Origin of the sequence: Paraburkholderia sediminicola, from assembly GCF_046027355.1 — a bacterium.
GTDB classification, from domain to species: Bacteria; Pseudomonadota; Gammaproteobacteria; order Burkholderiales; family Burkholderiaceae; genus Paraburkholderia; species Paraburkholderia sediminicola_B.
In genome coordinates this window covers 47146-65617 of record NZ_JAQQEK010000002.1, presented here as the reverse complement: position 1 = coordinate 65617, position 18472 = coordinate 47146, and the positions used below count along the sequence as shown (strand labels likewise).

General features: G+C 61.9%; 17 protein-coding genes and 1 pseudogene. 5 read left to right on the top strand and 13 right to left on the bottom strand.

Going from position 1 to position 18472, the window contains the following annotated elements:
* Position 1: 1 nt before the first annotated feature.
* From PQR42_RS03505 to PQR42_RS03480, 6 genes are read right to left on the bottom strand one after another with little or no spacing between them, the layout of a single operon-like run.
* Entirely contained in the window at positions 2-586 is a 585-nt protein-coding gene (locus PQR42_RS03505; RefSeq protein ID WP_408382494.1) for a nuclear transport factor 2 family protein, read from the bottom strand.
* Complete coding sequence (locus tag PQR42_RS03500; RefSeq protein WP_408382492.1) at positions 586-1845, bottom strand: NAD(P)/FAD-dependent oxidoreductase; 1260 nt, start codon at positions 1843-1845, stop codon at positions 586-588. Before PQR42_RS03500 ends, PQR42_RS03505 begins: the two co-directional genes overlap by 1 nt.
* A complete protein-coding gene (locus PQR42_RS03495; protein WP_408204858.1) occupies positions 1842-2216 on the bottom strand; it encodes a cupin domain-containing protein in 375 nt (124 codons plus the stop codon). Before PQR42_RS03495 ends, PQR42_RS03500 begins: the two co-directional genes overlap by 4 nt.
* Positions 2213-2629: a cupin domain-containing protein gene (locus PQR42_RS03490; RefSeq protein ID WP_408382490.1), complete on the bottom strand. Its 417-nt coding sequence runs from the start codon at positions 2627-2629 to the stop codon at positions 2213-2215. Before PQR42_RS03490 ends, PQR42_RS03495 begins: the two co-directional genes overlap by 4 nt.
* A 33-nt stretch (positions 2630-2662) precedes the next feature.
* Positions 2663-3067 (bottom strand): hypothetical protein, encoded by a 405-nt coding sequence (locus PQR42_RS03485; protein ID WP_408382488.1) that lies wholly within the window; start codon positions 3065-3067, stop codon positions 2663-2665.
* A gap of 5 nt (positions 3068-3072) precedes the next feature.
* Entirely contained in the window at positions 3073-4362 is a 1290-nt protein-coding gene (locus PQR42_RS03480; protein WP_408204856.1) for an aromatic ring-hydroxylating oxygenase subunit alpha, read from the bottom strand.
* A gap of 146 nt (positions 4363-4508) precedes the next feature.
* Between PQR42_RS03480 and PQR42_RS03475 the strand changes: the two genes are divergently transcribed.
* The 5 genes and pseudogenes from PQR42_RS03475 to PQR42_RS03455 all read left to right on the top strand — a co-directional run bounded on the left by PQR42_RS03475 (position 4509) and on the right by PQR42_RS03455 (position 8358).
* The gene (locus PQR42_RS03475; protein WP_408382485.1) at positions 4509-5141 is read left to right on the top strand and encodes a TetR/AcrR family transcriptional regulator; all 633 of its coding nucleotides are present in this window, start codon (positions 4509-4511) and stop codon (positions 5139-5141) included.
* 234 nt (positions 5142-5375) lie between these two features.
* Positions 5376-6725, top strand: a complete 1350-nt coding sequence (locus tag PQR42_RS03470) for an MFS transporter (protein WP_408382483.1) — start codon at positions 5376-5378, stop codon at positions 6723-6725.
* 68 nt (positions 6726-6793) lie between these two features.
* Positions 6794-7510, top strand: a complete 717-nt coding sequence (locus tag PQR42_RS03465) for a maleate cis-trans isomerase family protein (protein ID WP_408204853.1) — start codon at positions 6794-6796, stop codon at positions 7508-7510.
* 295 nt (positions 7511-7805) lie between these two features.
* A pseudogene (locus PQR42_RS03460) lies at positions 7806-7943 on the top strand (polyphosphate kinase 2); the annotation flags it as partial.
* A gap of 46 nt (positions 7944-7989) precedes the next feature.
* Positions 7990-8358, top strand: a complete 369-nt coding sequence (locus tag PQR42_RS03455; RefSeq protein WP_408204852.1) for a BON domain-containing protein — start codon at positions 7990-7992, stop codon at positions 8356-8358.
* Between the two features lie 364 nt (positions 8359-8722).
* Here PQR42_RS03455 and PQR42_RS03450 read toward each other — a convergent pair whose 3' ends face one another.
* From PQR42_RS03450 to PQR42_RS03420, 7 genes are all read right to left on the bottom strand, one after another.
* Entirely contained in the window at positions 8723-10201 is a 1479-nt protein-coding gene (locus tag PQR42_RS03450) for an alpha-amylase family glycosyl hydrolase (RefSeq protein ID WP_408493566.1), read from the bottom strand.
* Positions 10202-10211: 10 nt separating this feature from the next.
* Positions 10212-12950 carry an MGH1-like glycoside hydrolase domain-containing protein gene (locus PQR42_RS03445; RefSeq protein WP_408382479.1) on the bottom strand — a complete coding sequence of 913 codons (2739 nt, stop codon included), beginning with the start codon at positions 12948-12950 and terminating at the stop codon, positions 10212-10214.
* Between the two features lie 94 nt (positions 12951-13044).
* Positions 13045-14157: an AI-2E family transporter YdiK gene (gene ydiK / locus PQR42_RS03440; RefSeq protein ID WP_408204849.1), complete on the bottom strand. Its 1113-nt coding sequence runs from the start codon at positions 14155-14157 to the stop codon at positions 13045-13047.
* 310 nt (positions 14158-14467) lie between these two features.
* The gene (locus PQR42_RS03435) at positions 14468-14830 is read right to left on the bottom strand and encodes a DUF4387 domain-containing protein (protein WP_408382477.1); all 363 of its coding nucleotides are present in this window, start codon (positions 14828-14830) and stop codon (positions 14468-14470) included.
* Positions 14831-14834: 4 nt separating this feature from the next.
* Positions 14835-16193, bottom strand: coding sequence for an acyclic terpene utilization AtuA family protein (locus PQR42_RS03430; RefSeq protein ID WP_408382475.1), 1359 nt, complete (start codon positions 16191-16193; stop codon positions 14835-14837).
* 39 nt (positions 16194-16232) lie between these two features.
* Positions 16233-17048 (bottom strand): N-acyl homoserine lactonase family protein, encoded by an 816-nt coding sequence (locus PQR42_RS03425; RefSeq protein WP_408382473.1) that lies wholly within the window; start codon positions 17046-17048, stop codon positions 16233-16235.
* Positions 17049-18434 carry an MFS transporter gene (locus PQR42_RS03420; protein ID WP_408382471.1) on the bottom strand — a complete coding sequence of 462 codons (1386 nt, stop codon included), beginning with the start codon at positions 18432-18434 and terminating at the stop codon, positions 17049-17051.
* Between the last annotated feature and the right edge of the window lie 38 nt (positions 18435-18472).

Genomic DNA, 18472 nt, shown 5'->3' with positions numbered 1-18472 from the left:
ATCAAACGGTTCGGGTCGTTTCGCTGAGTCCGGACTTGCGCAATGCGGTCAACGAAGCGAAATCGCTTGCCAGCGGCGACATCCGGTCGTCGGGCTCCATCATATGAAGCTGCGTGAAGCGCATTTCACTGATCAGCCACGTGCCGGAGGGCGTACGCTCATACTTCTCCTCGGTGACCGCCCCAAGCAGTACCGCGCGCGCATCGTCATCACGCAGCGCGAATTGCCAGAGCCGCCAGCTGCCAGTCGCGTGCATGGCGTCGGTCACTTCGAGTGCTTCGCTCACGTAGTAATGCATCGCGAAGCGCCACGGCGAACGCTGAAACCATTCGCACAGAGCGGCGCGTCCGACGAGGTCGTTGCCGAAACCCGCGCCACCGGTCCACACCGCGCGCTCCGTGAAGCACATGGCCTGCTGCAACGCGATTTCGTGCATCACGGGTTGCGGCTGCCGTTGATAGTCGCTCGTGTATTTCTGATCGGCGAGCGCGGCGTAGCGTGCCTTCAGCGAGCGGATCGCGTCGATCGCTTCGAGCCGGGCGACGCGCGCCTCCAGCGACTGTATCGGCGAGTTGCGTTCCGTCATCACGCCAGCTCCTTCAAGGGAACCGACGTGTCGGCCAATCGGCCTGTATCGATGCGCCTGCGCGCGCTGACGAGACGTTCCAGATGCCGCCGTTCGCGGCTCTGGTTGACCGTCACGCCCGCGGCCACGCAACCGTCGCGCAGCGAAATCACCGTCGCGTCCGCCGATGAAAGCGAGCCGCGCACGACGATTTCATCGCCGGGTTCGTGCACGCCCGTCACCTGGATCGCGTGGCCGAGTTGATCCGTCCACATCCATTGAATCTCTGCATACGGTTCCATTCGCCCGGTGATGATCCCGGCTACGGCGCGCGCCTGATTCTCGGCGTTACGCCACGTTTCCTGCCTGACATGGCGACTGGATACGCTGTCCAATGCGCAGGCCGCGTCTCCGGCGGCGTAAAGCCAGGGCGCCGAGGGGCTACGGCAGAACTCATCGACCAGGACACCGCGTTCGTCCGAGAGTCCCGTGCCGCGCAAGAATGCGGGATTGCAGTCGACGCCGATCGCGATCAGCACGCAGTCGGCATCGATGGTCACCGGCGCGCCGTCTTGCAACGCGTCGATGCGCAACGCGAACGCACCGCGGTCCGCCCCGCCCGCGCGCACGATGTCCGTGACATTGACCCGCGTTCGCACATCGACGCCCTTCGCGGCATGTTCCTGTGCAAGCCATCCAGCCACCTGCGGCGGCAGACAGCGCCCCATGATGCCGTCGCCGGCCTCCAGCACCGTCACCGGCACGCCAAGACTGATCGCGCTCGAAGCCACTTCCATCCCGATGACGCCCGCGCCGATGATTGCAAGCTTGCGGCAGCTTTCCAGCGATGTGCGCAACGCGAGGCAATCGTCCAGCGTGCGCAGCGCATGCACACCTTCGACGGGCTGCGTGAGGAAACGCGGACGCCTCGCCATGCCGCCCGTCGCGACGACCAGCAGATCGAAGTCCACGGTGGCGCCGTTGTCCAGATGCAGGCGCCGTGAATCGACGTCGAGTTTCCGCGCACTCGCGCGCACACGCTCAATGCCGGCTCCCGTCAGCGACTCGCTGGTCCAGTAGTCAGGCGAGGTCAGCACGAGGCTCTCTTGCGTCTTCGTACCCAGCAGCAGTTCCTTCGACAACGCGGGACGCTCATACGGCGCATGCGGTTCATCGCCGATCAGCGTGACTCGCCCGGCATGGCTCAGGGCTTTCAGATGCTGGGCGACACGTCCGCCGGCATGACCCGCGCCGACAATCGCGACATGTGGCGAGCTCATTGTTGCGGCTCCTTGTTTGCTTCGGCGTTGCACGTCACGCGATACAGCACGCAGCCTGGCGTGATGCAACGATAGCGGCGCGCTTCGCGCGGCGGGATCAGGATGGCCTCGCCCGCCGAGAGGACGTAGTGCTCATCCGCCGCGACGATGTCGACGCGCCCTTCCAGCACTGCGGCGAGTTCTTCGCCAAGAAGGCCCGCTTCAAATTCGACGAGCTCGTCGCGTTGCATGCGTTGGGTCGACGCTGAAAGCGCCGCGCCGTCGGCAACATTTCGCACGATCGGCAACTGAGCCGCCGCGCCTTCATGGGGAACGGCCGGCAACAGCGTGCAATGCGCGGCGCCGGCGTTCGACAGAATCGCTTCGCTCACGATGCGTTCTCCCGATCGGCCAGCGGGTAATAGGGAGCCTCGTCGTCGCCGCGATATTCGGCACGCGGCGGCGTCACCACGTTCAGACGCATGCTCATGCCCGCGCCTTCGTAGGTGTTGACGCCGTAGTGGCTCAAGCCGGCGGGAATGATCATCCCCTCGCCCGTGTTCAGGCGCCGCTCGATCTCCGCGCCGTTGTCGTGCACCTCGAAAATCGAACAACCGCCATTGATCTGCAGCGACGCCTCTTCTCCGTGGCTATGCGCTTTCGCGGGTAGGCCGTGGCCCGCCGTTTCAACGAACTTGATGACCGCGACGCTCATCGTCTCGCCGATCATCGTCTTCATATAGAGGCCGTCGGCGACAACCTCCTTGAGTGCGTGGTCAACACCAAAAATGCGGCACTTGGGCATGATCTGATCCTTTACTGGCCGAGCGTGTGAGCGTCAGATGGCGGGGCGCATCGAAAACGTTTCGTCCGCCACGAAGCGGAAGGGATCGTATCCGTCGATCACGAAAGGCTGCTGGTAGAACTCGATAGCGGGCGCGACTTCGGCCAGCGACAGCAGCAGACACATCAGCGTCTTCGCGTCTTCGGGCAGCTTGTCCAGTTCGAACTGGTCAAGCCATGCCACGATGTCGTCGACCCTGGCGAGCATCGCGTCCTTGAATTCGACGATGGCCGGCATGCCCGCCGTATGGCGCCGCGTCGTCCGTTCGGTTTCTGTCGGCAACGCCCACACGTCGACAAAGCGGTTCAACTCCTCGAAGGCGGCAGGCAGCGGCGCGCGTGACGACGCGTCCTGCGTGAAATCCGCGCGCTTCGTGACGACGATGACTTTCTGTTCCATGACGTTTACTCCACAGTGGCTTCGGCTTGCGCCAACAGGCGTTCGATGACGTGATAGCTGTGCCGCACCAGCAGCTCGTTGTCCTGCAGCACCATGAATTTCTTCACGCCGGTTTCCGCCGCCCGTTGCGTACGTTCGAGCGTGCTGAGGTCTTCGAGCAGCACGTCGCGCAACGCCACCTTCATGTACTCGAGGAAGAATCGGCCACCTGGCGTCGTCATTTCCGGGTAATACACGCGCGCTTCGAAAAGCGTCTTGTTATGCGCGATCGGACGGAAGTTGTAGGCCTGACAGTAGTTGGGACGCAGCGACAGATAGAAGTCCGGAAACATCACGTTGATGTCGAACAGCCAGTTCTCGCTCTTCGTCCAGTTGACACCCTTGGGCAACGCGTCGAGCGGAAACTCATGACGCGCGCTGCCAATGCCCGCGCGCAATGCCGCCGCGGCGATCGGGCGTTTCGAACCGGCGTCGGACAATGCTTCGGCCGCGGCCGCGCCGCCCGATGTCACCGCTTTCGGGTTTCCATAGACCGACTTCTGGTTGCCCGCCAGCGACAGACGTCGATGGAACTCGCCGCACAGCGCGTCGAGCGGCGGCATGCTGCCGCCCGCGCTACTGTCGATGGCGTCGGCGATCGAATTGCCATGCACATACGCGACGTGATAAGCCTCCTGGAACGCGTCGAGCGCGAGCTTCCAGTTGCAGTCGACCACCGTTTCCCACGCGAAGCCCACCTTCAGCTTGTCGAACGGATAGCCTTCGACCTCGCCGTACATCGGCCTGAGAAAGTCGGCGAGCGAGAGCCTGGGCTGCGGGTCCATGTTGACGAAGATGAATCCTTGCCATACGTCGCACGCGACGCGCGTCAGTGCGTAATCTTTGAAGTCGAGCCCGAAAAAACATTGCTCGTCCGGCACGCCCGTCAAATTGCCGTCCAGGTCGTACGCCCAGCCGTGGAACTTGCAGAAGAATTTGCGCGTATGTCCGGTCTTGTCGTACGCAATCTGATTCAGCCGGTGCGAGCAGACGTTGTGCATTGCGCGAATCTCACCGCGCTTGTTGCGCACGACGATGACCTCCGTGTCGCACGCGTCGAGCTTCTTGACGAAGTAATCGCCCGCCTCGGGGATTTCCTCCACGCGGCCGACCTGCAACCAGGTCTTCTTGAAGATGTGCGCCTTTTCGCGCTCGTAGTACCCGGGAGAAATATAGGGCTCGACGGGAATCAGTCCAGCGCCTAGTTCCGCGTAGCGCGCGGTCAACGTGCCCTCCGGGGCGGGAATCGCATTCATGAACGGCGTCCTTCGTGAGGTGAGTGCTGAATCGCTGAATAATGAATGTCATTCTGTTTTCAACGAAAAATGCTGTCAAGCTCTTTGTGAAAACTTTTTGAAGCGGCGTCGCTGACAAGACATCCGGCGCGCAGGCGATTGTTAGAATGGCGGGTCAATCAGTTGAATCACCTACCGAGGGAGGCGCGGTGCCGCAGGTAAAAAAAGCAGGAATTCGCGAGGCAATTCTGGCTTCGGCCTTCGCGGCATTCAGCCGCAAGGGCTATTCGGCGACCACCATGACCGAGATCGCGCGCGAGGCGGGGACCACCGTGGCGAACCTGTATGTGTACTTCGATTCGAAACTGATCATCCTGTATGAGATCTATCAGCCGTGGCTGACGCGGCAACTGCACGCGCTGCGCACCGAGGTGATGCTGCTGTCGAATCCGCGCAGCAAGATTCGCCGTATCATCAGTGGAATCTGGGCGGATATTCCGGCAGCCGATCATGCTTTTGCCAACTCGCTCATCGACGCGCTGGCGACCGCGCCCGCGGACCTGCGCAAGCCGGTCAATCTGCTGCAACCTGTCGAGGCGTTCGTCACACAGCTTTTACTCGACTCGCTTCCGCGGGAACGGGCGAGCGTGGTCCACGGCGATTTGCTGTCCCACCTCATCTGGATGGCGTTCGATGGCTTCGTCATCAATCACCGGATCGGCGACGATCGCGACATCGACCAGATCTCGGCCATGATGGCCGACCTGCTGCTAGGCGAGCAGGAGCCGGAAGCGCACTAGCGGTTCATCCGCAACGAAGCGGAATTTTGAAAACTTTGACAGCACGCAAAAAAGAATGTCATTCTGTATTTAGGCTGCTGATTTCAGCGGCCGGACTCCCTGATCCTCGGATTGTTCAAGGCGTGAGACCTCGCTGCGGCGCACACTGAATCAGCGCTGGAGCGCGGGCCGAACCTGCCGGACAATCGGATGGCCGGGCAATCAATGGCGTTACTATTTGCCTGAGGTGCTGGCATGGCCGCAATCTCCGAAAGCGCGCAATTACGTTCGTTCAACCCGCCGTCCAGAACCACCTATCTGGTCCTGGTTCTGTGTTTCCTGACGATCGTCGCCGAGGGCTACGACATCGGCGTGATGGGAACGATCGTCCCGTCCCTGCTGAGCGACCCGGTCTGGAAGCTCACCCCGATGGAAATCGGCGCCATGGGTAGTGCCGCCCTGTTCGGTACCTTGTTCGGGTCGTATTTCATCAGCGTGATCAGCGACCTGGTGGGCAGAAAACTGCTGCTGATCAGTTGTGTCGCCCTCTTCTCATTGTCGATGCTCGGCGCAGCGTGGGCACCGACGCCGTTCGTGTTCTCCGTCAGCCGCTTCATCGGCGGGCTCGGGCTTGGCGGAGTCATTTCGGCGGCGGCGGCACTGACCGTCGAATATTCGCCGTCCGACAAGCGCAATCTGAATTTCGCGCTGATGTACTCGGGCTACTCGCTCGGTGCGCTGCTATCCGCGGTCATCGGTATTTTCTTTGTGCAATCCCACGGATGGCGCTTCGTCGTTGCGCTCGGGGCAAGTCCGCTGTTAGCGGTTCCTCTTCTCGTGTGGCTTCTGCCTGAATCACTCGACTTTCTGCTTGCGAAGGGCCGAGAAACTCAGGCGAAGACTTTGGCCCAACGCCTGGGTATCGATTCATCCGTGTTTCAACGCGCAAGCCACGGCGCGGCACCGAAACCCTCGCTTGGCGCCGTGTTCCGCGAAGTGTTTTCGCCGCAGAATTTCTGGGCAACGATTTGCCTGTGGGTTGCTCAGGTCGCCGCCGTGCTGGTGATCTACGGCCTGGGTACGTGGCTGCCGCAACTCATGCGCAAGCTCGGTTATGACCTCGGTTCGAGTCTGTCGTTTCTCGCGGTGTTCATGCTGTCGTCCGCGTTGGGCGGCATCCTCATCGGTCAGATCAGCGACCGGCTGGGCACGCGCAAGACCATCGTTGCGGGCTATATCATCGGCGCGCTCGCGGTGTGCGGCCTCACCCTCAAGGGAAGCCTCGTCTTCAACTATGCGCTCGTCGCACTCGCCGGCTTCGGCAGCATTGGCGTCGCAATGGTTCAGTTGGGCTTCATCGCCAACTTCTACCGCGCCCATGCGCGCGCGAGCGCGACCGGCTGGGCCGTTGGCATCGGACGTTTCGGCGCGATGAGCGGTCCGATGGTCGGCGCCTATCTCGCCGCGCACAACGTCGAAGTCCAATGGAATTTCTATGCGTTTGCCGCCTCCGCACTGGTTGCCGCACTGGCGATCGCTTTGACCGGCGCCCCGCACTCACGCATGGCACGGCTCGACTCGTCGAGCGTTTCGCTGGAAGGCTGAAGAGATTTGCCGCGCACGCGCGGATCGCGCGGCACGCTTTTCACAAAACACACCACGGAGACAAAACAATGAGCCTCGGCTTGGGCACCCTGGCCCGGATCGGTCATCTCTATCCGTCTGGCGGACTTTGCGACTTCGAGGTTCAGTTGATGGCGCCCGAGGGCGTGCAGTTCGTGACAACGCGCTTGCCGTTCCGCGATACGTCGCTCGAATCCGACACGAACATCATCGACAACCTTGAGTACCATGCGGGCCTGCTCGCCGACGCGAAAGTCGATCTGATCGCGTTGAATTGCACGGCGGCTGGTGTGGTGAATGGCTCCGAGTCAATCAGGCGGCGCATCACGGACGCGACGGGCATTGCCGCTGTGACGACGATCGATGCGGTTCTCGCTGCTTTGGACGCGCTGTCGGCCTCGAGAATTGCGCTGCTGACACCCTATCGGCAAGAGGTCGTGCTGAAGGAGATAGGCTTTCTGCGCGAACAGGGGATCGATGTCGTCGGCCATGCAAGCCTGCCATGCCAGACGCCTTGGGAACAGGCGGCTATCGCGCCGCAATCGTGGCTCGATCTAGCGGCAGGCATTGCAGGTAGCTTCGACGCCTTATTGATAAGTTGTGCGGGCATTCACGTCAGCCCGGTGATCGAGACGCTTGAAATCGAGGTCGGGGTCCCCGTCGTCACGAGCAATGCCGCTTTGCTTTGGCATTGCCTGTGCAGGTTCGGAATTGTCGAGCGGCCCACCCGCTACGGCTCACTTCTCGCGAAGACCCTCGCCCGCTAACCGGCTCTGCCCGAAGCGCGTGCCACGCCGGTTCGAATACTCGGCGCAGCATCCGTCGCCGGATCCTCAAACGAACGACCACGTCATGGTTGTTACTCAGTGCGATAGCTTCTGGCCGTGGTTGCGACACTCATCGGGTCGACTGGCAAGAGAGCGGATGCACTCAGCCTACGGTGGGCCTAGGAGAAACGCTATTGGACTAAAGTCGTATTGCAGCCTTCCGTACTGGCACCTACCCTACATTTTTAAAGGATTTCCAGAATGCCGGAGGTCCGCGTGCGCATGGAGACGAGGAATCGCGAACACAGAGACAAAGAAAGATCGGTCACTGGAAGACAAGTCCTTGTCGTACAAGGAGTACAGGAAAGAGTTGTGTCAGTTGCACGTTGAACTGGTGAAGCTCCAGGAGTGGGTGGCTCAAACGGGCAGCAAGGCCAGCGGTCTCCGCGGGATTTATCGTCACCTAACAGGAGCGAGACATGAAAGCAATCAGGACATTCAAGTTGATGGGTGGCGCATTGATCGTCGTGGTATCCGTCAATGCGTGGTCGCAGACCAGCGAATCCGCTGCGCCGTCGACTCAATCCACTATGGCGCCGGCAGGAGGAGGAAGCGCGAAAGCCATCAGACAGGCGAATCGCGCACTCAGCAAGAAAGTGCTTGTCGCGCTCTCGAAGAACGGCGTCACGACTTCCCGGCTTAACGTAATTGCAAAAGGCGGCGCAGTGACGCTTGCAGGATCCGTCACTGACTCGACCCAGATCGACAAGGCGGGCCAAATAGCGAAGGGTGTACCCGGCGTTACGTCCGTGAAGAATTCTCTGACACTGAAAGAAGTGGGCCAGTAATCCCTCTTGACCGGTCCGGGTCGCGTTGACCCGGAATCGCCGACGACGCGACGAACACGATCGTCCGGGAAGGCCGCATATCTGAGTGAAACGGACTTTCGAAGGTCTGCGTGACAGCGCGCTCGAATGGTTGTAGTTGCCCCGAACCTAGCCGAGCGTCTAGCGTTCGAACGTTGCTTGTCATAAGCGGTAGTAGCGGACTCATTGCCGCCGCTCGGACCAAAGCCGCCGCCCCGCCCGCTTAAGAAGCGAATCGAATGGTACCGTCGGGTCGTCGCGACGGATGCAACTGGAGTTGCCCCGGTTTCGCGAACGGGTCACAGCGCAGCCTGCAGCACTCTCACGTTTGGCTTCGTATACGCCTTTACGATGCGGTCATTTCGAAGACTTGGTAGCTCCATGGCGGCAGATCCAGGTAAAGACCTCGCGAAATGAGATCGTTACCGTCGCGATCAAAACTGACCGGCCCCATGATGTCCTTCATCCGCACCGAGAGCCCGGCCACGTCGGGAAATGGGAGTCGCACGTAACACTGGCTCTGGTTGCCGGCGTAGTTGACCACAGCGAGCCGCCGTTCGCCGTCATCTCGCTGCCAGCACCAAGCAATGAAACAATCCGACGTCCAGTTGCCCTCCCACGCCGGTTGGCATTCGAGCAAACTCCACGCGCCGTCTCGAAAGACCGGTTGCCGAAGTGCCGCCATCAGGTTCTCGTAGAACCCTTGCAACCTTGTATCGACGGACTCCAGTGGCGCGCGGACCAGGTGCGGCGAAATGCGTTTCCTGCGCCCTCCGAACTGGCCCTGGTGGAAGAAGCGCAGGCCGGGTGACAGAAACGTGATGATGGCCGCGGCCTCGTGCGTGTCGGGTGCGAAGGTCGTTGCCGCCCGCGGCTCGTCATGGTTTTCCAGGAAGCGGGCCAGCTTGTCCTGGTAATCGAGCCCGGCGTGCAAATGCTCGCGCACGGGCCGGGCGGATCCATCGCGCAAGCAATCGTACAGCCGCTTGTCGTAGGCGTAATCGAACCCCTGCTGCTGCATCGCCCATTCCAGATCCCAATAGACCTCGGCCATGAACAGGAAGTACGGATGCTTGCGCCGCACAGATTCGATTGCCTTCGGCCAGAAGGGTTCGGCCCGGATGCCCCAGGTCCGTTCGAACACGTCGGGCAACACCAGCATGGCCATATCACAACGCACCCCGTCGCATTGCCCGGCGATGCTCTCTAGCTCGCCGATCATCGCCTGCTGCAAGTTCGGGCTTCCATAGTTGAGCTGCAGTGTGTCGGGCCAGCCGTCGAAGTACGGATCCCGGCCGTAGGCGAGCAGCAGCGGCCCGGTCTTTGTTTGCATCCGGCAGTGGTTGCGCGGTGAGCGAGCCAGGTCAGTCTCGCTGCCATGGACAAAGTAGTCCGAATGCGCGTCGATCCATGGGTGATCCGGAGCCACGTGGTTCGGAACGAAGTCGAGCATCAGCTTCAGTCCGCGTTGTTGCAGCCGCTGTCGCAATCGGGCGAGCGCCGCGGCGCCGCCCAGATCGCGATGGACGGTGTAGTCCTGGATGGCGAAGCCGGAGCCTGCGATGTGTTCGTCCGTGAGGTCCGATAGCGTTTCGGCGAACTCGCGACGCCATTCGGGGTTCGTGCACGAGATCGCCCGCGCCGCTGGGCCGGTCTGCCAGACGCTCAGCAACCAGATCCAGTCAAAGCCCAACTCGGCAAGGCGATCCACCTCGACATCCGGAATATCGTCCAGCGTCGCGCTCCTCCCCAGCACGCGAGACAGCTCGGTCAACCAGACGCGGGTGTTGATCTGGTACAGCACCGGGTAGCATGGGTCGGACATATTCCCACCTTCACTTCTCGCCGATCTCTTCTCCGCCGACCTGTTCCCTTACGATCCTGGCCATCACGCGCCCGCGTTCGGTTTCCAGTATGGTCGAAGCGTCGACACGCTCAAACATGTCGAGGAGAGGAGCGATGAGGCCCGTCCAGCCCGTCTGGTGGCTGGCCCCCAGGCCCGCACCACTGTCACCGTGGAAGTATTCGTAAAAGAGGATCAGGTCGCGCCAATGTGGATCGTCCTGGAACCTGGCCGTCCCGCCGTAGACCGGCCGCCGCCCATCGGTATCGCGCAGAAACGTACCTGTTAGCCGGCGGACAAGCTCCTGTGCCACCTCGAACAGCGTCATGTGGGGCCCCGAACCGGTCGGGCATTGAACCTTGAAGTCATCGCCGAAAAAAGTGTAGAAATTCACCAGCGCGCGGACGATTAGCAGATTGACCGGCATCCAGACCGGACCGCGCCAGTTGGAGTTGCCGCCGAACATGCCGGTATTCGATTCGGCCGGCAGGTACTGCACCTTGTACTCCTGCCCGCCGACATTCATCACAAACGGATGGTCCAGATGATAGCGAGAGAGCGAACGGATGCCGTGCGGCCCCAGGAACTCGTTCTCGTCAAGGAGGTAACCGAGCACACGCTCGAGTTTCCGCTTGTTGAGGATCGACAAAAGCCTCCGTTCCCGATGGCCGATGAAACCCGCGTCAGTCGGAGCCACATGGGCAACCAGCTCGGGGTAGCGTTTTCGAAACTGCGTGATCATTTCCGTCAGCTTCGGATAGCGGGTCACTGAATCTGCCTCGAACACCGTCGACGCGCATAGCGGCAACAATCCCACCAGCGACCTTATCTTCAGACGCGTCGTCTGGCCGTCGGGGAGCCGCAGAAGATCATAGAAAAAGCCGTCCTGCTCGTCCCACATCTCGTCCTGATGTTCGCCGCGACGGTCCATCGCATAGGCAATCCACATGAAATGCTGGACGAATTTGAAAGCGATCTCTTCGTAGATCGGGTCGTACTCGGTGAGAATAAGGGCTATCTCCAGCATGCTCTGGCAATAGAACGCCATCCACGCTGTCCCGTCCGCCTGCTCCAGCGAACCACCGGTCGGGAGCTGTGCACTGCGGTCGAATACACCGATATTGTCCAGACCCAGAAAACCGCCGGCGAAGACGTTGCGCCCCGCAGGGTCCTTGCGGTTCACCCACCAGTTGAAATTGAGCATCAACCCCTGAAACGAGCGTTCCAGGAATCGCAGGTCGGCCCGGCCCAGCTGTCTCTCGTATTTGTACAACCAGAGCGTGGCAGCGGCATGCACCGGCGGATTCACGTCGCTGAAGTTCCACTCGTAGGCTGGAATCTGCCCGCTTGGGTGAAAGTACAGGCTGCGCAGCATCAGCAGCAGCTGCTCCTTGGCGAAATCGAAATCCACCAGCGCCAGTGAGACCGTGTGGAAGGCCAGGTCCCAGGAGGCGTACCACGGATACTCCCATTTGTCCGGCATGGAGATCACGTCGGCATTCAACATGTGAAACCACTCCGTGTTGCGCACGTCGCGGCGCGCGGACTCGAGCAATGGATGACTCCGGTGCTCGCGCAGCCAGTACTGCAGATCAAAGTAGTAGTACTGCTTGCTCCATAGCATTCCCGCCAACGCCTGGCGGTGCACCCGGCGCTGATCGTCGGTCAACGATTTGGGAGTAATCCGCGTGTAGAACTCGTCAGCATCCGCGATGCGGTTATCGAATATGTTCTCGAAATCGCCGAAGGCGTTATTCACGTTCGTTGTGCTCAGGCGTAGCCGGATCGTCTTGCTGCCGCCGCCCGGCACCTCGAAGACATAGTTGGCCGCGGCCTTGGTTCCCGTCCTGGCGGGATTCACCGCGTCGCCCTGTCCCGAGATGACGTAGGCGTGGAACGCATCCTTGACGTAGGGAGATGCGTTAGGTTGGCCCCACAGACGCTGAGCGTTACTCTCATTTTCGGTGAAGAGCGTCTCCGGGGCGCCTTCGCATTGAAGCCAGTACTCGCCCAGTTCATGGTGCGTGGCCTGAATCGCGCCAGCACCCGCATCGCGCAGCGAGGGCTTGCGATCGTCCTCACCCCACGACCATGTGTCGCGGAACCACAGTGTGGGCAAGACCCGCAGCCGTGCCGGCTCCGGTCCGCGGTTGTGTACGGAAATGCGCACGAGGATGTCTTCCGGAGCCGCCTTGGCGTATTCCACGAACACATCGAAATACCGGTCCTCATCGAAGATGCCGGTGTCGAGGAGTTCATACTCCAACTCCTCCCGTGATCGCCTTGCGTTGGTCTCGACAAGGTCGCGGTAGGGATATTCCCGCTGCGGGTACTTGTAGAGGTACTTCATGTAGGAGTGCGTGGGCGTGCTGTCGAGGTAGAAGTAATATTCCTTCACGTCCTCGCCATGGTTGCCCTCGCTGTTGGTGAGGCCGAAGAGGCGTTCCTTCAGGATCGGGTCGCGCCCGTTCCACAACGCCAGCGCAAAGCATAGCTGCTGCTTGTCGTCGCACAATCCACCCAGCCCGTCCTCGCCCCACCTGTAGGCGCGTGAGCGTGCGTGGTCATGGGTAAAGTAGTTCCAGGCGTCGCCGTTTTCGCTGTAGTCCTCTCGCACCGTCCCCCACTGCCGCTCGCTGAGGTAAGGCCCCCACTTCTTCCACGGGATTTGCGCCTCACGGGCGTCGTTCAAGCGTTTTTGTTCCGCTACGTCGACGATTGCGAGGGCCATGCTTTTCCTCCGTTAGGGTGAATGAACTCAGCGTCAACGCAACGCGGATGGGATCGTCACGCGCGGGAACCGGCGCTTCACGTCCGGGGCGCAACTACGGGGCGCAATCCGGCCGGTCGCCGGTAGTCGTGAGGGTCGGCTCGATGGGCGCCGACGGCGCCTCCTCGTCGATCCACGCCTGCAGCAGCGTGAAGGTCACCGCGAGTATCACCGGGCCGATGAACAGGCCGACGATCCCGAACGCGATCACCCCGCCGAGCACGCCGGTCAGAATCAGCAGAATCGACAGGTCCACGCCTCGCTTGATCAGCAGCGGCCGCAACACATTGTCGAGCAACCCGACGAACACCGACCAGACCCCAAGCGCGATTCCCGCGACGAGTTGGTCGTAATAGATCAGCCAAACCACGGCACCGATCAGCGGAAGGCCCGGACCGATTTGCGCGAGACAGAGAATCAGGATCAGCGCTGTCAGAATCCCCGCGCCGGGGATTCCGGCGACGTACAGGCCCAGCCCGGCGAGCGCCGCCTGCGCGGCAGCCGTTACGACGATCCCGAGCGCGACCGCGCGGATTGATAATCCGGCGAGCCGCACTGCCGCCGCGCCGCGTTCGGCGGCGACACGCGCCGCGAAACGCACCACGCTGGCGGACGCGGCCTCGCCCCGTGAATAGAGAATCCCGGCAATGATCACGGTGAGGACCAGGTGGATCACCAGCACACCGACCGTGCCCGCTTGCGAGAGCAGCCATCTTGCGGCGATCATCACATAAGGCTGCACTCGCGCAAGGATGCCGCCGGGACCCGCGTCGGACAGGCGCTGCCACTCGCCTGCGAGTCGTTCGCCGGCAAGTGGGACCTCATGCAGCCAGCGAGGCGGGGGAGGCAGCGTGTAGTTCGGCAGCGCCCTGGTCTGTTCGACAATATCACCGCCGTGCTCGGCGATCGTTGACACCGCCGCGTACAGCGGCAGCACGATCACGACTAGCAAGCCGACCAGCATCACGGTGACGGCGATCCAGCGGCGGCCGCCGACGCGCTTCTGGATGCCGAGCATGACAGGCCACGTGGCGACGACAATCATCGTCGCCCAGATCAGCGCCGGCAGAAATGGACGGACGATATAAAGACTGCCGAAGATCAGTAGCGACAGGATCACGATGATCAGCAGGATGCGGGCAATATCCACTTGCGATCGCGAATTCAAGTCATTCCCCCGACACGCCACCAGGCCGCAGCCGAGCGGGCATGCGGCCGCATCGCATATGCCGCCGACAGCCATGAGCCATGGACTGTGGCGATGCTTGCAGAGGGCTTGTGCAGCGGGCACAGACCCGATGTCTCACCTTCTCACCCTAGCACCGGCGAAGCGCTGCCGCCATTGGACCTTGGTCCAAAGGACTGGTGTGCGGTGCATGCTAAATGACCCTGCAGCGGATCTGGCCACTCGCCAGCGCGTCGAGGCAGCGTATCTCGCTGGGTGACACTTTTCTCGCACGCCGCGTGCGCGAAGCGTGTCAGTCCACCTGCTCTGCCGGTGGAATACGTACGCCGATCAGCGGTTCGTGCTGTTGAGCGCCATACACGTCCCGATCGCCGGGCGCGCCGGATGTGGGTCCGGCGCGCGGAATGGTGATCTTGATCGCGTTGGCGGCGTCGAATGAAACGATGCTGACATCGCCCGCATCCACCTGATAGAGCGCGCTCACCAGTTCAGGCGTCAGCACGTCGCTGTCGCGCACGCGGCGATATACGGCGGCATCTGGAAAGATCATGTCGAAGGTCAGGTACAGCGGGCCCGCGTTCTTGCTGCGCATCACTTCGGCGAGGTCGTAAACGGTGTCGCCGCGGGAAGGATCGAATACGTCGGTCAGATTCATCGCATCACCCGATCTGGGTCGTGGTTACGGGAAAGAGCTTGGCCGGGTCGGCAACCTGCATCACGTGATAAATCGTAAATTCGTACACGGGTCCGCCAACCAGATCCGAAGGTGAAAACGGAAACGCTAGGTTGCCGGCGGTCGCCTTGCGCCCCTTGAAATAGCCATGCAGGAACGAACTGCGCGCGAGCGAAAGCGCCATGTTCGCGAGTTCCTGCGTGGGTGCAATTGCCTCGATCACCATACCGATCTCGTGAGCGAGACGCGGCTCGCGCTGATCGACGCGTACGCCGTTGCGGCCGTAGTAGATGAAGTTGAGCTCGTAGTCGCCCGGCTTCATGTCGTGCGCGGTCAGACGCGCAACGTCGTCGCGCACCCGCGCTTCGACCTGATCGAGCGCCGCGAGCAGGCGTGGATCGGTCATGCCGGCGATGGTGATCGTCCGGTAGCCGCGCAACTTCACGCCTTCGAGCTTGAGGCTCGGCGGCATCTCGACCAGCTTGCTGCCGCTCACGCGCACGCGGCGGTCGTCGAGCTTTTCGATGTGCGTATGTTCGAGATCGACCAAACCTTCCGGCTCGTAAAAATGGTGCGGATCGGGCTGTTCGTACATCATGTGCGCGGCGACGGAAACAGGCGTCACGCCCCGCTCCGGGTTCATCGGCTCCAGTTCGAAGTGATCGCGGCGCAGCGTGCCGAGCAGGCAGTCGTTCGCGGCGAGCGGCACGGCGCATTGCGCGCCGCATTCGAGCAGCTTCGCCATATGAAACGCGAGGCCCATGTCGAAACCGCGCCAGGCGGCAAGACTCGCGTAAATCGCGGTATCGCACGCGCGACCGGCGATGATCACGTCGGCGCCCGCCTCGAACGCGTTGACGAACGGATCGGTGCCCATCTGCGCGACGATGCGTGTGGCGTCGTCCACGGCCTGTTCGGTCAGTTCGGGCAGCACGCCCATCGATTTCACGCGGCCTTCGCGAATCGCCTGCTTGATGACGTTCTTGTCGATCTCCGCCGGAATCGTCGCCAGCTTGTAGCGCAAGCCGTCGCGTCGCGTGACTTCGTCGAGTACGTCGAGAAACTCTTCCATATGCGGCTTGCCGCCCGCCGTGCCCGCCGTGCCGATCACGTAGGGCACGCCGGCGTCGCGCGCCGCTTTCAGCGACAACCCCAGATCGCGGCGCAACTGCTCGCGCTTGATGAGCGACTTGCCGCTCCCGAGATAGTACGGTCCCGGATCGGACGAGCCGTTATCGGCGCCGATCAGGTGCGGCTTGCGCGCGATGCCATTACGCAGCGATGCTTCGGGAAAGCCGTAGCCGAGATTGCCGGCCACGGCCATGATGCGCAGTTCGTCTTCCATAGTAGTTCTCTTGATGAGCGTGTGCGTGTTCAGGCGGCTTTATCGGGCGCTATCGTTCGGCGCCACGTCGAGTCGCGCGACAATCCCTTCCAGTTCGCGCGACGGCGCCGGATAGCGTTCGAGCACCTGCGGGTCGTGGCCAGGAATCACGTGCTGCTTCGAATCGGCGAGCAGATAAACGGTGTCGTACGCTTCGAGCATCCGGCAAACATCGCAGGCGTTCGAAAATGGCCGGCGATTTTCGATGTTGTCGTAGAAATGCGAAGCATCGGACGCGACCACGACCCAGCCGCGAGCGGTCTTCACGCGCACGATCTGCAAACCCGGCGTATGGCCGCCCACCGGTTGCAGCTGGATGCCCGGCGCGAGATCGACTGGGCCGTCGTGCATCACCACACGTTGCGCGAAATTCATCTTCACCATCGCGGCGACATCGTCGGGCTCGTAGTGGTGCGCAAAATGCCGGTATTTCATGTGACGCCCGGTGGCGAAGTGCATCTCCGTTTCCTGAAGATGGAAACGCGCCGACGGCAGCAGCGTGAAATTGCCGACATGGTCGTAGTGCAAATGCGTGATTGCCACATCGCTGACAGCATCGGGATCGACGCCGACGAGTCTGAGCGAATCGATCGGACAGCGCAGCACGCCGCGCCCGCGCTTCGCGGCAACCTCGGCGTTGAAGCCGGTGTCGATCAGCACGGCGCGCTCGCTGTTTCTCGCGACCCACACGTAGTAGTCGAGCGGCATCGCGCTCTGGTGATCGTCGTCGCCGCCAATGAAGTTGTCGCAGCGCCAGCCGTCCCGCCGGGCGTACTTGATCGCGAATAGTTCGTACGTATCCGATGCGTTGCTCATTTACATGCCTCCGATGTTGATGGGTTTTTCCACGCCGATGACGGCTTCCGGCGCGGTATTCGCCTGCACCTCCTCGAGCGTGCGCTTCCTTGTTTCGATGCCGAACGCAGCGAGAATTACCACCAGCAGCGCGAACAGCGCGGCAATGAACGTCACGACGCCGAGCAGCCCGGCCAGCGCATAGACGCTCGCCACCACGTACGGCACGCCGACATTCACCGCACGTCCCGCCGCATTCGCGAGCCCGACGCCGCGCAGTCTCAGCCGTGTCGGGAAAAGCTCGGTGACGTAGCACGCAACACCCAGCGCGGACGTCACGTAGATGCATGTCGTCACGCCGAAGCCGACCAGCGCGATCGTCGCCGCGTGAGTGACATACGGGTACGCCATGCCGATCGCGGCGCCCAATGCCGAAAAGATCACGAGTCCCCACTTGCGGCCGATCCTGTCCGCGATCGCCATGCTGATCAACGAACCCGCGGGACCGCCCGCGAACATCGCGGACGTGATCAGCAGCGAGTGTGAAATATCGAAGCCCTGCTTGACGAGGAAGGTCGGCACCCATGCGACGAACGCGTACATCGCCGTGAACGAAATGCAGACCACCGCGATGCCGACCAGCGTGCGTGACATCTGCCGCGCCGCGAACAGATCGCGCAGCCGTCCCGGTTCCTCCTCCTGCGGCGCATTCGGAATCGGCGCATCGCGACGCACGCTTTGCGCCTCGATCCGCTCGACCACTTCGCGAGCCTCCTGATGCCGCCCGACCGCCGCGAGCCAACGCGGCGATTCCGGCATCGACTTGCGCAGATACCAGATCACGAGCGCGCCGATGCCCGGTATCGCGAACATCCAGCGCCAGCCGAAGTGCGGAATGATCAGGAACGCGCATGCGGACGAGACCAGCACCGACGAGTTCGTAATCAGATTCAGCAACGACGAGAAGCGGCCCCGCGCATGCGCCGGTGTGAACTCGTTCAGCGTGCTGTAGCCGACGACGATTTCCGCGCCGAGCCCGATACCCATGATGAAACGCAGCACGATCAGCCACGTCATCGAAGGCGCGAGCGCCGCGGCGATCGACGTCACGCCGAAGATGAGCAGATTGAACTGGTATGAGAAACGCCGCCCGAAGCGATCGCCGATCACACCCGCGCCCCACGCGCCGAGTGTGAGTCCCGCAAAGCTCATTGAAATGAACAGCGCGTTCATATGCATGTCCGACAGACCCTGTTGCACCAGCGCGCCGAGCACGCTGCCCGCGAGGAAATTGTCGAATGCATCGAAGAACATGCCGCCGCCGATCAGGCCCAGCAGACGCCAGTGAAACGGTCCGGTCTCGAGTGCGTCGAGCCGTTGTGCCACGTTTGCTCCATAAGCCGGCATGGTCTGTCTCCTATGTTGTCGGTCGCTGCGAGCGCCTT